At 34.9% G+C, this 19,071-nt stretch carries 13 protein-coding genes and 2 pseudogenes; 8 read left to right on the top strand and 7 right to left on the bottom strand.

Annotated elements, in window-relative coordinates; all coding sequences use genetic code 11:
• Window positions 1-169 precede the first annotated feature (169 nt).
• Window positions 170-808, bottom strand: a complete 639-nt coding sequence (locus tag ON07_RS09725; protein WP_010230727.1) for an alpha/beta hydrolase — start codon at window positions 806-808, stop codon at window positions 170-172.
• A gap of 80 nt (window positions 809-888) precedes the next feature.
• On the opposite strand from ON07_RS09725, the gene ON07_RS09730 reads away from it, so the two are divergent.
• The 5 genes from ON07_RS09730 (at window position 889) to ON07_RS09745 (ending at window position 5,640) form a co-directional block, all read left to right on the top strand.
• Window positions 889-1,272, top strand: a complete 384-nt coding sequence (locus tag ON07_RS09730; protein ID WP_010230728.1) for a hotdog fold thioesterase — start codon at window positions 889-891, stop codon at window positions 1,270-1,272.
• Window positions 1,272-1,664 carry a hypothetical protein gene (locus ON07_RS15995; protein WP_050915880.1) on the top strand — a complete coding sequence of 131 codons (393 nt, stop codon included), beginning with the start codon at window positions 1,272-1,274 and terminating at the stop codon, window positions 1,662-1,664. Before ON07_RS09730 ends, ON07_RS15995 begins: the two co-directional genes overlap by 1 nt.
• Window positions 1,639-2,403, top strand: coding sequence for a chorismate-binding protein (locus ON07_RS16000; RefSeq protein ID WP_081483388.1), 765 nt, complete (start codon window positions 1,639-1,641; stop codon window positions 2,401-2,403). Before ON07_RS15995 ends, ON07_RS16000 begins: the two co-directional genes overlap by 26 nt.
• A 328-nt stretch (window positions 2,404-2,731) precedes the next feature.
• Window positions 2,732-4,465, top strand: coding sequence for a 2-succinyl-5-enolpyruvyl-6-hydroxy-3-cyclohexene-1-carboxylic-acid synthase (menD, locus tag ON07_RS09740; protein WP_029331793.1), 1,734 nt, complete (start codon window positions 2,732-2,734; stop codon window positions 4,463-4,465).
• Between the two features lie 335 nt (window positions 4,466-4,800).
• Window positions 4,801-5,640: a CvfB family protein gene (locus tag ON07_RS09745; protein ID WP_010230732.1), complete on the top strand. Its 840-nt coding sequence runs from the start codon at window positions 4,801-4,803 to the stop codon at window positions 5,638-5,640.
• On the opposite strand, the gene ON07_RS09750 is transcribed toward ON07_RS09745, so the two are convergent.
• Complete coding sequence (locus ON07_RS09750) at window positions 5,637-6,116, bottom strand: hypothetical protein (protein ID WP_155807205.1); 480 nt, start codon at window positions 6,114-6,116, stop codon at window positions 5,637-5,639. The two genes, ON07_RS09745 and ON07_RS09750, sit on opposite strands and share 4 nt — an antisense overlap.
• Window positions 6,117-6,305: 189 nt before the next feature.
• Here ON07_RS09750 and ON07_RS09755 point away from each other — a divergent pair, with 189 nt between their 5' ends.
• Window positions 6,306-6,713 carry a DUF2059 domain-containing protein gene (locus tag ON07_RS09755; protein WP_010230735.1) on the top strand — a complete coding sequence of 136 codons (408 nt, stop codon included), beginning with the start codon at window positions 6,306-6,308 and terminating at the stop codon, window positions 6,711-6,713.
• 360 nt (window positions 6,714-7,073) lie between these two features.
• Window positions 7,074-7,914: pseudogene (locus ON07_RS15140) on the top strand (1,4-dihydroxy-2-naphthoyl-CoA synthase).
• Window positions 7,915-8,178: 264 nt separating this feature from the next.
• Here the strand turns inward: ON07_RS15140 and ON07_RS09765 are convergent.
• The 5 genes and pseudogenes from ON07_RS09765 to uvrA all read right to left on the bottom strand — a co-directional run bounded on the left by ON07_RS09765 (window position 8,179) and on the right by uvrA (window position 17,237).
• A complete protein-coding gene (locus ON07_RS09765) occupies window positions 8,179-10,590 on the bottom strand; it encodes an alpha-ketoacid dehydrogenase subunit alpha/beta (protein WP_010230739.1) in 2,412 nt (803 codons plus the stop codon).
• Window positions 10,591-10,797: 207 nt separating this feature from the next.
• Window positions 10,798-11,097 carry a hypothetical protein gene (locus ON07_RS17150; protein ID WP_237708898.1) on the bottom strand — a complete coding sequence of 100 codons (300 nt, stop codon included), beginning with the start codon at window positions 11,095-11,097 and terminating at the stop codon, window positions 10,798-10,800.
• A gap of 29 nt (window positions 11,098-11,126) precedes the next feature.
• Window positions 11,127-13,613 (bottom strand): gluzincin family metallopeptidase, encoded by a 2,487-nt coding sequence (locus tag ON07_RS15145; protein WP_237708899.1) that lies wholly within the window; start codon window positions 13,611-13,613, stop codon window positions 11,127-11,129.
• 76 nt (window positions 13,614-13,689) lie between these two features.
• The gene (locus ON07_RS09775; RefSeq protein WP_010230741.1) at window positions 13,690-14,379 is read right to left on the bottom strand and encodes an LOG family protein; all 690 of its coding nucleotides are present in this window, start codon (window positions 14,377-14,379) and stop codon (window positions 13,690-13,692) included.
• A 24-nt stretch (window positions 14,380-14,403) separates the two neighbouring features.
• Window positions 14,404-17,237 (bottom strand): annotated as a pseudogene (gene uvrA, locus ON07_RS15150) (excinuclease ABC subunit UvrA).
• A 472-nt stretch (window positions 17,238-17,709) separates the two neighbouring features.
• Here uvrA and ON07_RS09785 point away from each other — a divergent pair.
• The gene (locus tag ON07_RS09785; protein WP_010230743.1) at window positions 17,710-18,717 is read left to right on the top strand and encodes a response regulator transcription factor; all 1,008 of its coding nucleotides are present in this window, start codon (window positions 17,710-17,712) and stop codon (window positions 18,715-18,717) included.
• The last annotated feature ends 354 nt before the right edge of the window (window positions 18,718-19,071 follow it).

The raw sequence follows: 19,071 nt of genomic DNA on the forward strand, positions 1-19,071 counted from the left end.
AGTATAAATCCATAGTCGGCTCCCGCTCGTGTAGACTGTACCAAATGAGAAACACCAATGGCAGCACCGGCCAAAAGAAATCCTGGTCCAAGACTTTTTAGCAACGAACTTTTTGGTTGTTTAGTAGTAACAGTCTTTGTTTTCATTCAACAAGATTATAGCTGTAAATCTAAACTAAAGATTCAATTATAGAAGGTTTCATTTCATGCACCCCTTCAAAAGGGATAATACTAAGATTATCTGGAAATAATTTTAGAGCATGAATTTGCTCGTTTTTAAGTCGCTTCTCATCCATATAGGGATCATTGGAGCCATAGATCATAGTTACTTTACTTTCTATTAAATGATTGAAATCTTCAGGCTTTAATTCTTTTGGAAGTCCGCCGGAACAGAGAATTAATTGGGAGCAATTTATTTTTCTCTTGGAAACCCATCTAGTTGCTACAGATACCCCTTGAGAATAGCCTAGAACGATAAGGTTTGTTTCAGAATATAAATCTTCTGCTTGAAACACTTCATCTAAATAATTCATCGCATTTTCTACTTCCTGTTGCGTATTATCTTTGGTAAACCAAGAAGCTCCAACATGGGTGTATTTCCCATTTAAATAATATTTTGATGCAGCTTGTGGAGCAATGATATAATTTTCTTTGGCATCTAATCCCTTAAAATATTTCAGAAAGTACTTGGATAAATAACCAATTCCGTGGAAGACAATCCAAAGGTTTTTGGTTTTTGAAGTACGTTCATTTAAGGTCGTGTAAGTATTTGTAATTTTATAAGAAACCTGTTTTTCGGTTGTATTCATCCTTTTTGGTTTTGTACTTTTACAAAGTAAACAATCTAATTAATATGCAGAACGAGCAATTACTCGAAAAATGCCGACAAATGTTCAAGAATACCTTGATGGAAACCTTGGATATTGAAATTGTGGAAATTACAGATGAGTATGTGCTTGGAAAAATGCCGGTTACGTCAAAAGTGCATCAGCCGGATGGAGTTTTACATGGAGGAGCCACGGTAGCTCTAGCCGAGACAATTGGAAGCATGGCGTCTTTGCTTTTAAATAATTCTTCGGAGTTTATTATCCGTGGTATTGAGATCTCTGCGAACCATTTAAAAAGTATTCGAGAAGGATTTGTATTCGCGAAAGCTTCTGCCATACATAAAGGTAGAACTACCCAACTTTGGGAAATTAGGATCACCGATGAAGCGGATAATTTGATTTCGCTCGTAAAATTGTCTACTATTTCACTGCCTAAAAAAAGCTGATGAATTCAGAGGTTTTTTTTAATGTATTAGATGAAGCACTAGAGGCGGGAAAGGCGATGGTGAGTTATAGGCTTCCGGGAAAGGAATCTGTACACTTATTATCTCAAACTTCAGATGAATCCTTCAGGATCAAAGATTTTTCTGAAAGCGGATTCCTATTTGCTCCCTTTAAGGATACTAAAAACCCGCTTTTCATTCCCGAAAATGAAAGTATTAAAACTATTCTGCCATTTTTTGAAGTTGAAAATATTTCATCATCAGAAGAAAAAATCACTTCCGATTCTTCTTCTAAAGCAAAGTCAGATCATATAGATTTAGTAAACTTTGGGATTGAAGCTATTCAAAAAAGCGAGCTAAAAAAAAGTAGTGCTTTCCAGAAAAGAACTTCATAAATCAACAATAAATGCCTCTAAAATATTTCAGAATTTACTATCACTATATCCAAATGCCTTTGTTTACATATGGAACCATCCGGAAACTGGTATGTGGATGGGTGCAACTCCGGAAACTCTTTTAAAAACGGAACGCACAAAGTTTGTCACCATGGCGCTTGCGGGTACAAGAAAACTTCAAGATTTTGTCGAAAATGATTGGACGCAAAAAGAAATTGTAGAACAACAAATTGTAACCGATTCTATTGTTTCAAAATTAAAGGAATTAGGATACACAGAGGAAGCACTAAAAGTTTCAGAAACCTATACCAGCGAGGCTGGAAGTTTATTGCATTTAAGAACAGATATTTCTGGAACCATTAAAAATGACATTTCAGAAATAGGCACTATTATTAGAGCTCTACATCCAACTCCCGCTATTTGTGGCTTACCAACAAAAGAGGCGTATAATTTTATAAACGATCATGAAAATTATGATCGTGAATTTTATACAGGTTATTTAGGCCTTTTAAATATGACTACCGAGATTAAACGTAGCAGTAGAATTCGAAATCAGGAAAATCAGGCATATTCCAGTATTAGAAAAGATTCCTCCATATATGTAAATCTAAGATGCTTAAAATATACAGAAGGAGAAGTAGCTATTTACGTGGGGGGTGGAATAACAAAAGATTCCGATGCAGCTTCAGAATGGAAAGAAACTGTAAATAAAACCCGTACCATGAAAGCGGCTTTATAAAGTTGTTCTCTTAATCTTATACTTAAGAAAAATTGTAATTTTGAGATCAATAAGGTCAGCAGATTATTTTTTAATTGATTTTGCTGCTCTAATCTATTGATGTCAGTAGTTATGTTCATGTTAAATTTAGAGTAGGGATGTCAGGTTGAGTATTTCGACTTCGCTCAATACAGGCTAAAGTCGAAACCTTTTTTTGAGCTAGAAAGTTCTCGACTACGCTCGAACAGACCAACCTAAATGTTTTAACAGTTTCAAAGTTAATAGGTCATAAATAAAGAATTATATGAAGTTATCTACTCACCTCTACCAATTTATTTAAAGAAATATCGTGATATACTCCAAAATACCGGTTGCCCAGTCCATCGTTGCCTTATGTGTGGCAAAAAACATCAAGCATGTGGTGATATCTCCAGGTTCGCGTAATGCGCCTTTAACTATTGGATTTACTAATCATCCGGAAATTGATGCTTATAGCATTGTAGATGAACGATGTGCTGCTTTTTTTGCCTTGGGTATTGCGCAACAACTAAAGCAACCTGTTGCAGTGGTGTGCACTTCCGGTTCTGCCTTGCTAAATTATTATCCAGCAATTGCTGAGGCTTATTACAGCGATATTCCTTTGGTGGTAATCTCTGCAGATAGACCTATTGAACGCATCGATATTGGAGATGGGCAAACCATCAGGCAAAAGAATGTATTCGAGAATCATATTTTATACTCTGCGAATCTTTATTCTGAATTAGTTTTAGAAAATGAGGCTTTAGATAAAAAATTGCTTCAGAAGCAATTTGAAAGTCGTAAGCATAACGAACGTGAGATCAATTTAGCATTGAATAGTGCTATAGAAAATAATGGTCCGGTTCATATAAATGTGCCATTTTATGAGCCTTTATATGCAGTAGAGAAAAATAAGATTACTGATCCGGTTCAAATTCTGCCGGATCTTAGTCAGCGTGCGTATTCTAAAGAAGAATTGCAGCCTTACTTAAATATTTGGAATTCCGCTAAGCGAAAAATGATTATTGTTGGAGTCATGGCACCCAATAGTGTGGAGCAGCAATATTTAGATTTGCTAGCTAAAGACCCTACTGTTATTATATTTACAGAAACCACTTCCAATATTCATCATCCGGCATTTTTTACGCGCATCGATACACTAATTGGGCCTATTGAAAAATCTGAAAATGCCAATGAGCAATTTGAAGCCTTACAACCTGACGTTTTATTGACTTTTGGAGGGATGATCGTTTCAAAAAAGATCAAATCTTTTCTTCGAAACTATCAACCGAAACAACATTGGCATATAGATCTAAAAAAGGCATATAATACGTTCTTCTGCTTAAATAAACATTTTGAAACTTCGGTGAACTCATTTTTTAAGGGATTCTTACCTGAAATCATTTCAGTAGAAAGCGAGTATGCCGAGCATTGGAAAACTATAAATGAACAACGTAAAAAGCTTCATGGTGTTTATGTAGACCAAATTCCCTACTCAGATTTTAAGGCGATGCAGTCTATTATTACTGCAATCCCAAAGAATTATAATGTTCAGTTAGGAAATAGCTCTACGGTGCGCTACGCGCAACTTTTTAACTGGGATGCCTCCCAATCTATATTTTGCAATCGTGGCACTAGTGGAATAGATGGTAGTGTTTCCACAGCGGTTGGTGCTGCTTTGGTGAAAAAAGATCCTACAGTGCTTATTTGTGGAGATCTTAGTTTTATTTACGATAGCAATGCCTTGTGGAATAATCACATTCCGGCAAATTTTAGAATTATTGTAATTAATAATGCCGGCGGAGGAATTTTTAGAATTCTTCCCGGCAACAAGAATACCGAGAATTTTGATACTTATTTTGAAACGGTACACGATCTCAAGGCTAAGTCATTATGTGAAATGTATAGTTTTGATTATGCAATAGCCAAAGATTCAGACGAAGTAAATGCTGAGTTGAAGGAATTTTTTAAGCTCTCAGAAAAGCCAAAATTACTGGAGATCATAACCCCGAGATCATTGAATGATGAGGTGTTATTGGAATATTTCAGCTTTATTAAATCTTAGTTCAGAATGATATTCAGGTTTTGTCATTCCGACGAGAGGAGGAATCTTTTGTAAAGTTAAGTGTTGTTCAATTAAAATTCTTCACTGCGTTCAGAATGACATTCAGATTTTTGTTATTTCAACGGAAGGAGGAATCTCCGTAAAAGTGTAGGTTGATTATTGAGGTTCTTCACTGCTTTCAGCATTACTTTCATTATCATTTTATGATACTTTACGCAGATCCAATTAATAAAATTTGAAGCCATAAACATTCAAATTTTAAGGCTTTTAGAAAGCCAAAGGATTTTCAGTTTCCCCATAAAATATAAAGTATCTTTGCATTTTAAAATTCAGTTATGCTTAATATAGGACAATACCATACACTAATAATAGATCGTGATACCGAGCCGGGATTATTTTTAACCGGATCTGGGGATGATGAGGTGTTATTACCAAATAAATACAAACCGGAATCTTTTAATATTGGGGACGAAATAGACGTTTTCGTTTATTTGGATCATTCTGAACGTCCGGTAGCAACTACGCTGCGCCCATATGTAAAGTTGGATGAGTTTGCTTATTTAAAATGTGTTGAAGTATCCGATATTGGTGCGTTTCTGGATTGGGGCTTAGAAAAACACCTTTTTGTGCCGTATCGAGAAATGGCTTCGAAAATGCGTAAAGATAGTTGGTATCTTATATTTTGCTATTTAGATGAAGATACCGGAAGGCTGGTGGCTTCCAGTAAGACCAATGCTTTCATGGATAACTCTGAGATCAGCGTGGAGCCTTATGAAGAAGTTGACGTTATTATAGTAAACCCAACAGATCTTGGGGTAAATGTTATTGTAAACGAATTGCATCAAGGGCTTATCTACAAGGATGATATTTTTCAGGATTTAAATCCCGGAGATCGTTTGAAAGGCTGGATTAAGAAAACCAGGCCAGATGGGAAATTGGATGTAACGCTGCAGCGTCCCGGATATAGAAGTATCGAGCCAAATGCGCAGAGCATCTTGAACGAGCTTTCGCTTAAAGGTGGTCATTTAAAACTTACAGATAAATCTGATCCGAACGAAATTCAGCGTGTTTTACAAATGAGTAAAAAGAGTTTCAAAAAGGCTGTGGGAACGCTCTATAAGCAACGAATGATCGAAATTAAAGACGACGGAATCTATTTGAAAGAAGATTCTTAATAATATCTTCTGTAAAAAGGAGAGTACCTACTGTAATAAATAGGCCTAGTAGTTTCGGAAGCATCTTTATAAACCGTATTTCGGGTTCCCGTTCTTGGGAGGGTTGGATTGAAATTTTGGTTGAAGTATCTGGCATCCGTTTCTCGAGGGTTAGCAGAAAAACTTACAGATGCCTTTTTTTGAGTAATCTGTACCGGTGGAGCTAATTCTACATATCTATTAGATCTCATTTGTTCTTCTTCCTGCATTATTTCAGTAAGATTTATCTGAATTGGTTGATCTTGAACATCAAAATTCACAGTTCGAATTTTAAATTTTCCAACATAGGGAGTTTCCGGCGCGAGTATAGATAACGAAGGTCTTATTTCTACCCGCTGAATAATAAAATCTGTGGAATTATTTTCAGCAGGTATTTCCTGAGCTATTCCAATGATGGGAATAAAAACCAAAAGAAAAAGTAAACCTAAAAACTTCATTTTAATCATTTAGTTCAAATATATCAAGAATTGTGCAATAGCTAAATTCTGAAGGAATTTCTTTAGGTATTTATATGAAAGGATTTAAATAATAATAATTAATAACATTCATAGTAGGCCTGGAAAAGTTCAGTTTTTAATCTTTTAAATGCCAAATAATTCTATTTTTGGTCTTCTAAAAAAATAATTATGAAAAACACATTTTACGCAGTCGTATTTTTATTGGTAGGATTCTCAGGATTTGCACAAGAATCTGATGCAGCATACAAGGCTAAAGCGGTACAATTAATTGAAATTAATTCTGGAGCAACCTTCGATGTAATGCTTAAACCTTTGGTAGGAATGGTTGCTGAAGAAAACAAAGAAGCTTTTAAGGCAGAGGTTAAAGAAAGCATGAAAGACTTATTCGATCAGCTTGCAGTGGTATACATGGAAAGTTTCACTGAAGCAGAATTGGATGAAATTCTTGCATTTTACGCAACTCCGGTTGGACAAAAAATGACTGCTGAATTACCTGTAATTACTGAAAAATCTATGCAAATTGGTCAGCAATGGGGAATGAAATTACAACCACTTATGGCTAAGTATTCTAAATAAGAATCAACAAAATATTATTTACAAGCCTGAAGTATAAATCTCAGGCTTTTTTTATGCCTAATTTTTAGATAATTCTTAATTCGTCAAGCTGTCCCGATTATTATTGGGATTATTTCAGCTTCTAAATTATTGTAGGTTAAAGATCTTGAAACGATTCCGAAAACTTTCGGAACAGGATGACATTTTGAAAAATTGTTATTCTGAAGGAAGCATAGTGGACTTAAGAATCTCAATAAAACAAAATCAATTCAATTAGAGATCCCTCCAAGCATGGGGATGAGAAATGAATAAAATAATTCTTCTTTCCCTATTATTATGTACAGTTTTACAAAAACTCTATTTTTATAAAAAATTAAAAAGATGAGCAAGATAGAATGGAAACCTGCCAAAATATACGAGGATATCACCTACAAAAAAAGCGAATGGTGTAGCCAGAATCGCTTTTAATAGACCGGATATTCGAAATGCGTTCAGGCCTAAAACTACCAGTGAATTATACGATGCATTTTACGATGCGCAAGAAGATACATCTATAGGAGTGGTATTACTTTCTGCGGAAGGGCCTTCCTCTAAAGATGGAGTATATTCCTTTTGTAGCGGAGGAGATCAAAAAGCTAGAGGACATCAGGGTTATGTTGGAGAAGATGGAATGCATAGGCTTAATATTCTTGAAGTTCAAAGATTAATACGATTTATGCCAAAAGTGGTAATTGCTGTTGTACCCGGTTGGGCAGTAGGAGGAGGGCATAGCTTGCACGTAGTATGCGATATGACTTTAGCGAGTAAAGAACATGCCATTTTTAAACAAACCGATGCAGACGTAACTAGCTTCGATGGTGGCTATGGTTCTGCATATTTGGCGAAGATGGTTGGACAGAAGCGAGCAAGAGAGATCTTTTTCTTAGGTAGAAATTATTCTGCACAAGAAGCTTTCGAAATGGGAATGGTGAATGCCGTGATTCCACATGCTGAATTGGAAAACACAGCTTATGAGTGGGCACAGGAAATATTAGAAAAATCACCTACTTCTATTAAAATGCTGAAATTTGCCATGAACCTTACAGATGATGGAATGGTTGGGCAACAAGTTTTTGCTGGAGAAGCAACTAGACTTGCATATATGACAGATGAAGCGAAAGAAGGTAGAGACGCCTTTTTAGAAAAGCGCAAGCCTAATTTTGAAAAGAAATGGTTGCCGTAACCCTCATTGAGGGTATAAATATTTTAGCGTCTTCCTGAAATTATTTCAGGAACTAAAAAAAAAATAAATTTAAAAATAGAAGCTGAAACTAGTTCAGCTTGACATCACTATCTATATGTTTTAATTCCGAAATGTCATGCTGAGCTTGTCGAAGCATCTCGATCCCGATAGCTATCGTGACGCTCGATGTGACATATGGTTTAGAATCAGAAAGCCCCATTCTAATTTTAGAGCGGGGCTTTTTGCATCATTAATTTAAAAATTCTATCTCAGTTTTGGAAATTTTGCAGGATTTGCTTCGTTCATGATCTCGTAGATCTTTTCGTAAATGTCTTCAGTAGAAGGTTTAGAGAAATAATCTCCATCGGTTCCATAAGCTGGTCTATGTTCTTTAGCAGCTAAAGTTTGTGGCTTACTATCTAGATGCACATAAGCATTCTGGTTCTCAAGAATTTCCTGCATGATATAAGCAGAAGCTCCACCTGGAACATCTTCATCTATCACTAAAAGTCTGTTGGTTTTAGCAACACTTTTTACGATGTCTTTATTTAAATCGAAAGGTAAAAGCGATTGCACATCAATTACTTCAGCATTTATTCCTACCAATTCTAATTCGTTTGCAGCTTCCTCAACCAATCTTAAAGTAGAGCCGTACGATACTAAGGTAATATCCGATCCTTCTTTGATGGTTTCAACAACCCCGAGCGGAGTTCTAAACTCTCCAAAATTGTTTGGTAATTTTTCTTTTAGTCGGTATCCATTTAAACATTCTACTACCAATGCCGGTTCATCTGCTTCTAACAAGGTGTTATAGAAACCTGCTGCTTTAGTCATATTTCGGGGCACTAAAATATGAATACCTCTTAATAAATGAACTAATGCACCCATTGGGGAACCACTGTGCCAAATACCTTCTAATCTATGTCCTCTGGTTCTAATAATAACCGGAGCTTTTTGCTTTCCTTTTGTTCTGTATTGAAGAGTTGCAAGGTCGTCACTCATTATTTGCAATGCATATAATACATAGTCCAAATACTGAATTTCAGCAATAGGGCGCAAACCTCTCATTGCCATTCCCAAACCTTGCCCTAAAATAGTCGCTTCACGAATTCCAACATCTGCTACTCGTAAATCTCCATATTTCTCCTGAAGTCCTTCTAAACCTTGATTAACATCTCCAATAGCTCCACTATCTTCTCCAAAAATTAGTGTTTCAGGTTTTGTAGCGAAAATTTTATCGAAATTGTCTCTTAAAATAATTCTTGCATCCACATCTTTTGCATCGTCATCGTATGTAGCTGCAACTTCTTCAATAGAAAGTGCATTATTTGCAGAGTCGCTATAAAGATTGCTGCTGTATTCAGGTTGAGAAGTAGAAGTGTAGTTTTCAATCCAATTTATTAAATCAGATTTAGCATCACTCTCCATACCAATCATATAGCGTAAACTCTTTCTAGCAGCTACCAAAAGATCTTTTTTAAGCGGATCTTTAATTTCTGAAAGCTCATTTTTAAGAGCTAGTATAGCTTCTTCGTCTTCAGAATTTGAAGCCGCATTTTCTAAAAGCGGTAAAAGCCCAGAAAGTTGATCTTTCATAGGTTGGCTATAAGCAGTCCAAGCCGCTTTTTTACCGTCTCTTACTTGTTTTTTAATGTCTTTGTCTATCGCATCTAATTCTTCTTCAGTTGCGAAATTGTTTTCTAAGACCCATTCCTTAAACTTCACATTACAATCGAATGCTCTTTCCCAAGTTAATCTATCCTCATCTTTATAACGCTCGTGCGATCCAGAAGTAGAGTGGCCTTGAGGTTGAGTAAGTTCATTTACGTGAATAAGAACAGGGGAGTGGGTGGATCTTGCAATCGCTGAAGCTTTCTCATAAGCCTCCACAAGTGCAACATAGTTCCATCCATTTACTACGATAATTTCGTAGCCTTTATCATCTTCATCTCGCTGAAATCCTTTAAGAATCTCAGAAATATTTTCTTTTGTAGTTTGATGTCTTGCATGAACAGAAATTCCATATTCGTCATCCCAAACACTCATCACCATTGGCACTTGCAATACACCTGCAGCGTTGATGGTTTCCCAAAAATGGCCTTCAGAAGTACTTGCATTCCCTATGGTTCCCCAAGCAATTTCATTTCCATTATCCGAAAATTTTTCAGCATCTATGCCATCAACATTTCTATAAATTTTAGAAGCTTGCGCCAATCCAAGAAGTCTTGGCATTTGTCCAGCTGTTGGTGAGATATCGGCGCTGGAATTTTTTTGTTGCATTAAATTCTTCCAACTTCCATCAGCCTCTAAGCTATGAGTAGCAAAGTGACCTCCCATTTGTCTACCTCCAGACATTGGTTCATTTTCAATATTGGTATCTGCATACAATCCTGCAAAAAACTGCTCGATTGTAAGTTCCCCAATCGCCATCATAAAGGTTTGATCTCTATAATAACCGGAGCGAAAATCTCCATTTTTGAAAGCTTTTGCCATCGCCAACTGTGGAATCTCTTTTCCATCGCCAAATATTCCGAATTTAGCTTTTCCCGTTAATACTTCTCTTCTCCCCAATAGACTACATTCTCTACTGGTAACGGCAATTTTATAATCTTCTAAAACCTGCGTTTTAAAATCTTCAAAGGATATAGATTCTTTAGATTGAGTTTCGCTTTGCATGAAATAATGTTTGAATTGTTACAAATATAGCTAAAACTAGGGTTAAATACAATTCAATAAAAGCGCGTAAAATTCTATAATACAGCAAAAAATACTGAAATGTTTGAACTTTTGATAATTATCTAGATGATATCTATCTAATATTATGAATTGTATAATGGGAAATACAAATAATCCTTAAAATGAGAGGATGGAAAAATTTATTTTTTAATACCATTCTCTGGTAAACAGTCTAATAAGGGTATTTATATCTAAAGTTACGATAAACCTAATTTTCTCTTCATATCCTCTTTGACCAACTTCCCAACCAAGATTAGAATACACAGGTAAGAAGACTTCAAAATAATCGGCTACAAAACTCATTCGAACTCCTGAGTCATATACAAATTTAGGGTTGAAACCTTCATTCTTTACTAATCCAATATCACCATATGCATAAATCCATTTCCAAAGATTAGTGCTAGCGTTGGCTGTTGTAATCCATTGATTTGCAAATTCTGGTTCCAACTGAGATTTAAAGCCTCCTTCGGCAACAATTATTTGCTGACTGAATAAGCACTGTCTTGGCTTCTTCCATAGTAATTATAGTCGAAAAGATAATCTGTAGGACGGTCTAATGCGAAACTAAAATAGTCGTTATCTGTTTCATCATTAAAGAGAAAAGTACCCGCGAAGAACCTTAAGTTGATTTGTCGGTTGCTCTTGAATAGTTTTCGATATTCTAAAGTTAAAGAAACTTTACTGAAATTTTTGGCTATTTGATAATCTACACCTGCTCTAAAATAATCTATAAGGTTAGTATCACTATAGTTATAACCAAGGTTAACCACGTTATATTTTGGTTGTTCAACAGGGTTCAATGGATTTTGATCTTGTTTAACATTTACATTTCTAAAGGTTAAAGACTGCCGCTGATTGTCCCGTAAATAGGAATTTCTAAAGAAAAGCCCCACGTAAGGAGTAAACTTTTCGTAAAATAGGTTGTAACCATAGGAGAATCTTGTTCCACCTGCTCCAAAGCGCAACGCAAAAAGATTTTCATCATCGAGGTAGCTTGTATAGTTTGCTCCCGCCGATCCTACAATGGTTTTACTCGTAAAACCAAATTTTGGTGAAATTTTCCATTCAAAGTTTTTATTGAGGAACGTCTTATTATAAAGTTTTGGTCCTATAGAAATACCGTCATATAAGTTGTAATTAAATTCAGGCATAAAGAAAAACTGATTATATCTTGGGTCTTCTACATCTTGGAACAACCTAAACTGCACCGGCCTATTTAATAAAGTACGTACTCTCCTGTAATTATCTCGCTGGTTAACTTCCGGAGCAATCCCTTCATAATTTAATGCTAACCTGTCTATGCTATCTCTTGGAATTGTAACTTCTTTGGTATCTGTAATACCATCTACCCAAGTTTTATAAATTACTTCGCCATCTTTCAGCCCGTAAAGTGAAATAGGCATGCTGGTATTTCTCTTATTTTTTATGGTTACGCGAAGGGAATCGGGAGTTTTTCGAAGCTTACTGATTTTAAAATCAATTTTTTCACTGGTATTGATGTAATCCTTTTCGAACCATGAGATATCTTTCTTGGTGTTCTTCTGAAGAATGTTTAAAAATTCTTGCTCGCTAGTTGGTTTTAAAACATTGGAAATGTAGAATTCAGAAATCGACCTTTTTACCACGTCCGATTGTAAGTAATCCTCCAAATATTTTAATCCGGTTCCTGCTTTATAGGCGTTAGCGATATTCTTGTTGAATTTTACCAACGAATCCTGCGCAGTGGTTAATGGCTGATCTATATTCATTCTTGCCATGTGCAAGTACAAAAATGGATATTGATCGTTAAATTCAAGATCTGAAGCATGGAACCATCTTATTCCAAATACATCGCTTAAATTTCCAAGAAGTTTCATATTTGGGTAATATTCATCTACATAATCTATCATTAAAGAAATCAAAAGAGCATCGTATACCCATTGTTCATTTCTTGGATTAATGAGAATGGTGTTTTTAATGAATTGATTGGTAATGGTTTTTAACTGTTTTATGTCATATTGAAAACCATCAGGAAAAGGTCTTATAAAACTTGGTAACTGATTAAGACCATATACCGGATTATTTAAATATTCATCCCGAGTTACCATAATTGAAGCCTGAGGATAATCTCCCAATCTTTCTTCAAGAAAACTTATTATTCTGGACAGCAACATTCCTTTAATTTCCTTGTTTAAACCTTCATCCACGAGGTTAGTAACAATTTCTGTGGAATTTGCCCGAATAGATTCGAACCTGTAGGACTTTGTAAGATATAATTGGGAAGAAACGCTATTAGTACCAGATAAATACGTGGTTTTATAGGTGTCTTCTGTAACAAATCTTTCAGTTTTAAGAGGAGAAGCTACGTACAAATAAGGTCTAGTAGACAGCTTGATGTTAACATTAACAGGAGGCGTATATTGATTCCCTAAGTTTTTGTCGCTGTAAATTTCCCAACCGTTTTTGTAAACAGCAGGAGTTACATACCAATAATTTAATTTGAAATTGCCTTGATCATCATACCCATATCTTGTGAATTTATCTGATGGAATTTTTACTGAATACAGGAGATCTATAGTTTGTTTTTCACCCGGAAATAATGGCTTGTCTAAATCGATTTTTATAATATCGGCAGCATCTATAGGCCTATTCCAACTATAAGGCTTCAAATTTTCTCCTGTAACACTATAGATTCTAGTGTGCCCTCGTTCTTCGGTCTTGGCAAAATGAAACCTTCTTAAATAATCTTCAGCAAAACGCTTAGCTAAAGGAGTAGACTTGTCCTTATAACTATTGGCCCAATCATTTAAATAAATGGCGGTTAAGGTATCTTGACTGGCATTTTCATATTCAATTTTATGTTGAATATTAAAGGTTCGGGTAGAATCATTCAACACCGCAATAATATCCATATTGGTTTGTCCAAAACTGAAACCAGTAAAGCACAAACTAATAATTAAAAATGAAATTAATTTAGTTTTCAAGGGACAACATAAATTAGAGAATAATTGAATCTTAAGAGTTCACTACACTATTTACGAATTCTAGATTACCACAGTTTTAGAAGTTAGGGCTCAAGTTATATTCGTCATAGAAATCATCTAGAATTGCGATTACTTCATCTTCTGTATCCACAACATGTAATAAATCTATATCTCCATCACTTATATTTTTGAAACTGTCTAACAAGGTCGTTTTTATCCAGTCTATTAATCCGCCCCAATATTCTGTTCCAACTAATATAATTGGAAATTTATCGATCTTATTGGTTTGAATTAAAGTGATTGCTTCAAATAGTTCATCTAAAGTTCCAAATCCTCCCGGCATTACCACAAACCCTTGCGAATATTTAACGAACATTACTTTTCTAACAAAGAAATAATCGAAATCTAGACTTTTATCCTGGTCGATATATGGATTATCATGCTGTTCAAAAGGTAACTCTATATTTAGTCCAACCGAAGTTCCTCCGGCTAAATGCGCACCTTTATTTCCGGCTTCCATAATTCCAGGGCCACCTCCGGTAATTACTCCATATCCATGATCTACAATTTTTTGAGCGATTTTTTCGGTTAACTTATAATATTTTTGATCCGGCTTTGTACGGGCAGATCCAAAAACTGAAACGCAGGGGCCAATTTGGCTTAGTTTTTCATATCCTTTTACAAATTCACCCATTATTTTAAAAATAGCCCAAGAATCATTTGTTTTAATTTGATTCCACGCTTTATTTCCTTGCTTAGCTCTCATTTCTGTATCGTTCAAAATCTTAATTTATTTTAATTCCTTTTTTAAATAGTGTGCAGTGTAGCTTTTTTTTATGCTTTGCAACTGCTTCGGGTGTACCGGTAACTATTACTTCCCCACCATTTTTTCCGCCTTCGTAACCAATGTCTATAATATGGTCGGCTAATTTTATAACATCTAAATTATGTTCTATAATAACTACCGTATTTCCTTTATCTGCTAATTTATTAAGCACGTCCATTAAAACTCGAACGTCTTCAAAATGAAGACCGGTGGTAGGCTCGTCTAATATATAAAAAGTATTTCCGGTATCACGCTTAGAAAGCTCTGTAGAAAGCTTTATCCTTTGGGCTTCCCCGCCAGATAGCGTAGTACTTTGCTGGCCAAGTGTAATGTAACCTAATCCAACGTCTCTTAAAGTTTTTAATTTTCTATAGATCTTCGGAATCAATTCAAAGAAATCTGTTGCCTCTTCAATGGTCATCTCCAAAACATCTGAGATAGATTTTCCTTTATATCTAATTTCCAGCGTTTCCCTGTTGAATCTTTTTCCTTGGCAGGTTTCACATTCTACATAAACATCTGGTAGAAAATTCATTTCAATAACTCGAAGTCCTCCACCTCTGCAGGTTTCACACCTTCCTCCTTTTACATTAAAACTAAATCTTCCCGGTTTATATCCTCTAATCAGCGATTCTGGAGTTTTAGCAAATAGATTTCTTACTTCAGAAAATAAACCGGTATAGGTTGCAGGGTTCGATCGAGGAGTCCTACCAATAGGCGATTGATTAATATCTATTACTTTATCTATATGCTCTAGTCCTTTAATGCTTTTGTATGGCATTGGTACCTTTACTCCATTAAAGTAAAAGGCATTCATAATAGGATATAGCGTTTCGTTTATCAATGTAGATTTTCCACTTCCGGAGACGCCTGTAACCGCGATCATTTTACCTAGAGGAATCTTTACAGTAACATTTTTTTAAGTTGTTTCCTGTGGCTCCACTAAGTGTAATATTTTTTCCGTTTCCTTTTCTTCGTTTTTTAGGAACCTCAATTTCCATGGTTCCATTAAGGTAAGATGCGGTAATTGTACTGTGTTTCTTTATTTGCGCCGGTGTACCTTCGCTTATAATCTCACCACCATGTTTCCCTGCTTTAGGACCAATATCTATTACATGATCTGCACGCTCTATCATGTCTTTATCATGTTCCACAACAATTACAGAATTTCCAATATCTCTAAGCGATTCTAAGGAATTTATCAGTTTTTCGTTGTCACGTTGGTGCAAGCCAATACTTGGTTCATCTAGAATGTAGAGCACGCCAACAAGTTGTGATCCAATTTGTGTGGCCAATCTAATTCTTTGAGCTTCTCCTCCAGAAAGGGTTTTGGAACTCCTGTTAAGCGATAAATAGGTAAGTCCTACATCTACTAAAAACTGTAATCTTGTGCGGATTTCCTTAATAACTTCGGAAGCTATCTGTAATTGTTTTTCTGAAAGGCTGGCTTCTAAATTTGAAAACCAGCTGGCAAGATCTGTAATATCTTTATTTGCGAGTTCTGCAATATTCTGATTGTTGATCTTGAAATACAATGATTCTTGACGCAATCTGCTGCCATGACATACCGGACATTCTATTTTATCCATATACTCCTTTGCCCAACGTCTTAAAGAAGTAGATTCGTTATTATTATAGGTGTTCTCTATAAAGGTTGCAACTCCTTCAAAATCAATTTTAAAGTCTCTTGTTATTCCTAAGGTTTCAGATTGCTTGGAGAATTTTTCTTTACCTCCAAAAAGGATCATTTCCAAAGCAGCTTCTGGTATTTTTTCTACCGGATCACTTAATTTAAACTCAAATCGTTCAGCAATAAGTTCTAATTGAGAAAATACCCAGCTCTTTTTTTGAGGCCCGTGTGGTACTAAAGCTCCATTCTTAATAGAAAGATTTTTCTTCGGAATCACTTTATCTACATTAATTTTATGCAGGGTTCCAATACCGTTGCAATTAGGGCAAGCGCCTTTTGGGGAATTGAAGGAGAAATTATTTGGCTCTGGATTAGGATAAGAAATTCCGGAAGTTGGACACATAAGATTTCTACTGAAGTATCTAATTTCTTCGGAATCTTGGTCTAACACCATTAAAACATCTTCTCCATGATACATGGCAGTTTTAATACTTTCCTCTAATCTTTTATTGTCTTCTGCATTCTCATCGATCTTTAAACGATCTACAACAATTTCAATCTCATGAATTTTGTATCTGTCCAGTTTCATTCCTTTTATTAGATCCCGAACTTCACCATCGGTTCTAACTTTTACAAAACCTTGTTTTGCAATTTGTTCGAATAATTCGCGGTAATGTCCTTTCCTTGATCTAACAACTGGCGCAAGGATACTTATTTTTTTACCGAGAAAATTCTTAATAATAAGCTCTTTAATTTGCTCATCATTATAACTTACCATTTTTTCGCCGGTATTATAACTAAATGCATCTCCGGTTCTAGCGAAAAGCAGTCTTAAAAAATCATATATTTCGGTAATAGTACCAACGGTACTTCTTGGATTTTTACTAGTGGTTTTTTGTTCTATGGCAATTACTGGAGATAAACCTTCAATTTTATCTACATCCGGTCGCTCCATTCCGCCAAGGAATTGTCTAGCATAAGATGAAAAAGTTTCAATATAACGGCGCTGTCCTTCAGCATAAATAGTATCGAATGCTAGGGATGATTTTCCAGATCCGGAAAGCCCGGTTATAACTACTAATTTTTCACGAGGAATAGTAACATCTATATTTTTTAAATTATGAACACGAGCCCCTAATACCTCAATGTTTTCTTCAGCTTTAGCCATATTTTTTATCAAGTCCGCAAAGGTACTTAAACTGTTGCTAACTAAAAAGTAAGCTTTAATTAAGGCTTGTTAATTTAAAGGTAAAACTTCAAGTTTAGGAATGCTTACTAATTCCAACTGGGATTGAAATTTAGAGTAGTCTTTAAGAATGACTTAAGATAACTGATGAAAATTTTGAAATCGATTATCTAAATTAAATTTTCATCGATAAATTGATACCTTAAAAAGATTATTTAACATGTTGGCTGTCAGGGTAATATTACCATTAAAATAATTTTTGTGTGGGTGTTTTCCCTTATATTTATAATCTGATTTTTTCCCCACAATTATTGCCTTAATTCAGGCAAAATTTTAAAAAAACTTTTTCACCCCCTTCCTCCCAAAAAAATATCGCTTTTGCGACACTAAATTTCATGCCCAAATTTTTTAAACCTACAAGCTGAATTAATTAATATAAACACAGTTGTTAGGAATGAGAACAAATAAAAAGCAGCTATTAATTATAGGGGACCAAATAGAATTAATAACTCAACTGAAGGAAAATTTAAGTGTTCATTGCGAAATTTGCAGTGTGAATTCCATGCATTCTGGATATAATCTTGCTGTAGATTTATTGCCGGATATTATCTTCATAGATCAAACTTCTTTACCACCAAAGAGCTTAAAGAATATTTCAAATTTTAAGTCCACACATTTTTTGAATAAATGCTGGTTGGTAATGTATGCCGATGAAAATTTTAAGCAAGGGATTGAAAAAGAATATAAAGATTTTATAAATGAGATCATTTATACATCCACGCCCTATTCTGCAATATTTAGTAGAATAATTCAGCAAGTCCATTCTAAATTTTCTATTACTAATTATTGGAAAGATTCTTTTTTAGGATTATTCAATCTACTATTAAACCCGGTAGTTCTTCTTCATCAAGATTCTATTATTGCTATGAATGATTCTTTTAAGCAATCCTTTAAAATAGATAAAATGGAGGATCTTAAATTGACCGATTTTGTTGATTGTGAGAATAAAACCAAAGTTAGAGCCAGTCTAAGAAACTTTGCGCGAGGAAAGCATATGAAGGCGGTTACCAAAACAGCACTACAGCTAAAAGATAAGAAAATTAGAAATGCCAAAATTAGTTTTAGCAAATTGGATAAAATGATCCACGGTCAATTTATAATGATGATTCATTTTTACGATGACAACTCTGTGATAAAAGATAAGGTAGGAAGTCATTCTGAAAAAGTTAAGAAATGCTTTGAAGAGAACTCCAATTTGGCAGAATTTAGTTTTACAAAAAGAGAAAAAGAAATTATTCAATTATTGTGTAAGGGATATAAAACGAAAGAAATTTCTGACACCCTCTTTATCTCTCCTAAGACTATAGAAAAACATAGAGCAAACATCGTTAAGCGTACAAATTCTGATACTATTCTGGAAAGCATTATTTACGCTATAAATCATAATTTAATCGATTTGTAGCACTCATTAGCGACTATGGCTTATTCTAAATTATGGGTAAAAACCCCCATAGGTATAAATCTCTTATTCAGTATATCTTTACGGATAACAAGTTAAGACACCCCCACCTGCGCCTTCTTGTTTTAATATTGGATACCCCATTAAATGAGCATTTTTAATCTGATGTAGTAGTACCCTGCAGGACTATTTACGTAGTAACTTTTATTAACCATTCTAAATATATTATTAATCTAAACTGTTTAATCATGAAAAAAATTAACTATTACTTGAGTTTTGTGATTGTTGTCGCATTACTATTTACCTCTTGTAGTAAGGAGGAAACCGATGTTTCAGGCTCTGATATTCAGGACACTT

The sequence above is a fragment of the Gillisia marina genome, from assembly GCF_000258765.1.
GTDB classification, from domain to species: Bacteria; Bacteroidota; Bacteroidia; order Flavobacteriales; family Flavobacteriaceae; genus Gillisia; species Gillisia marina.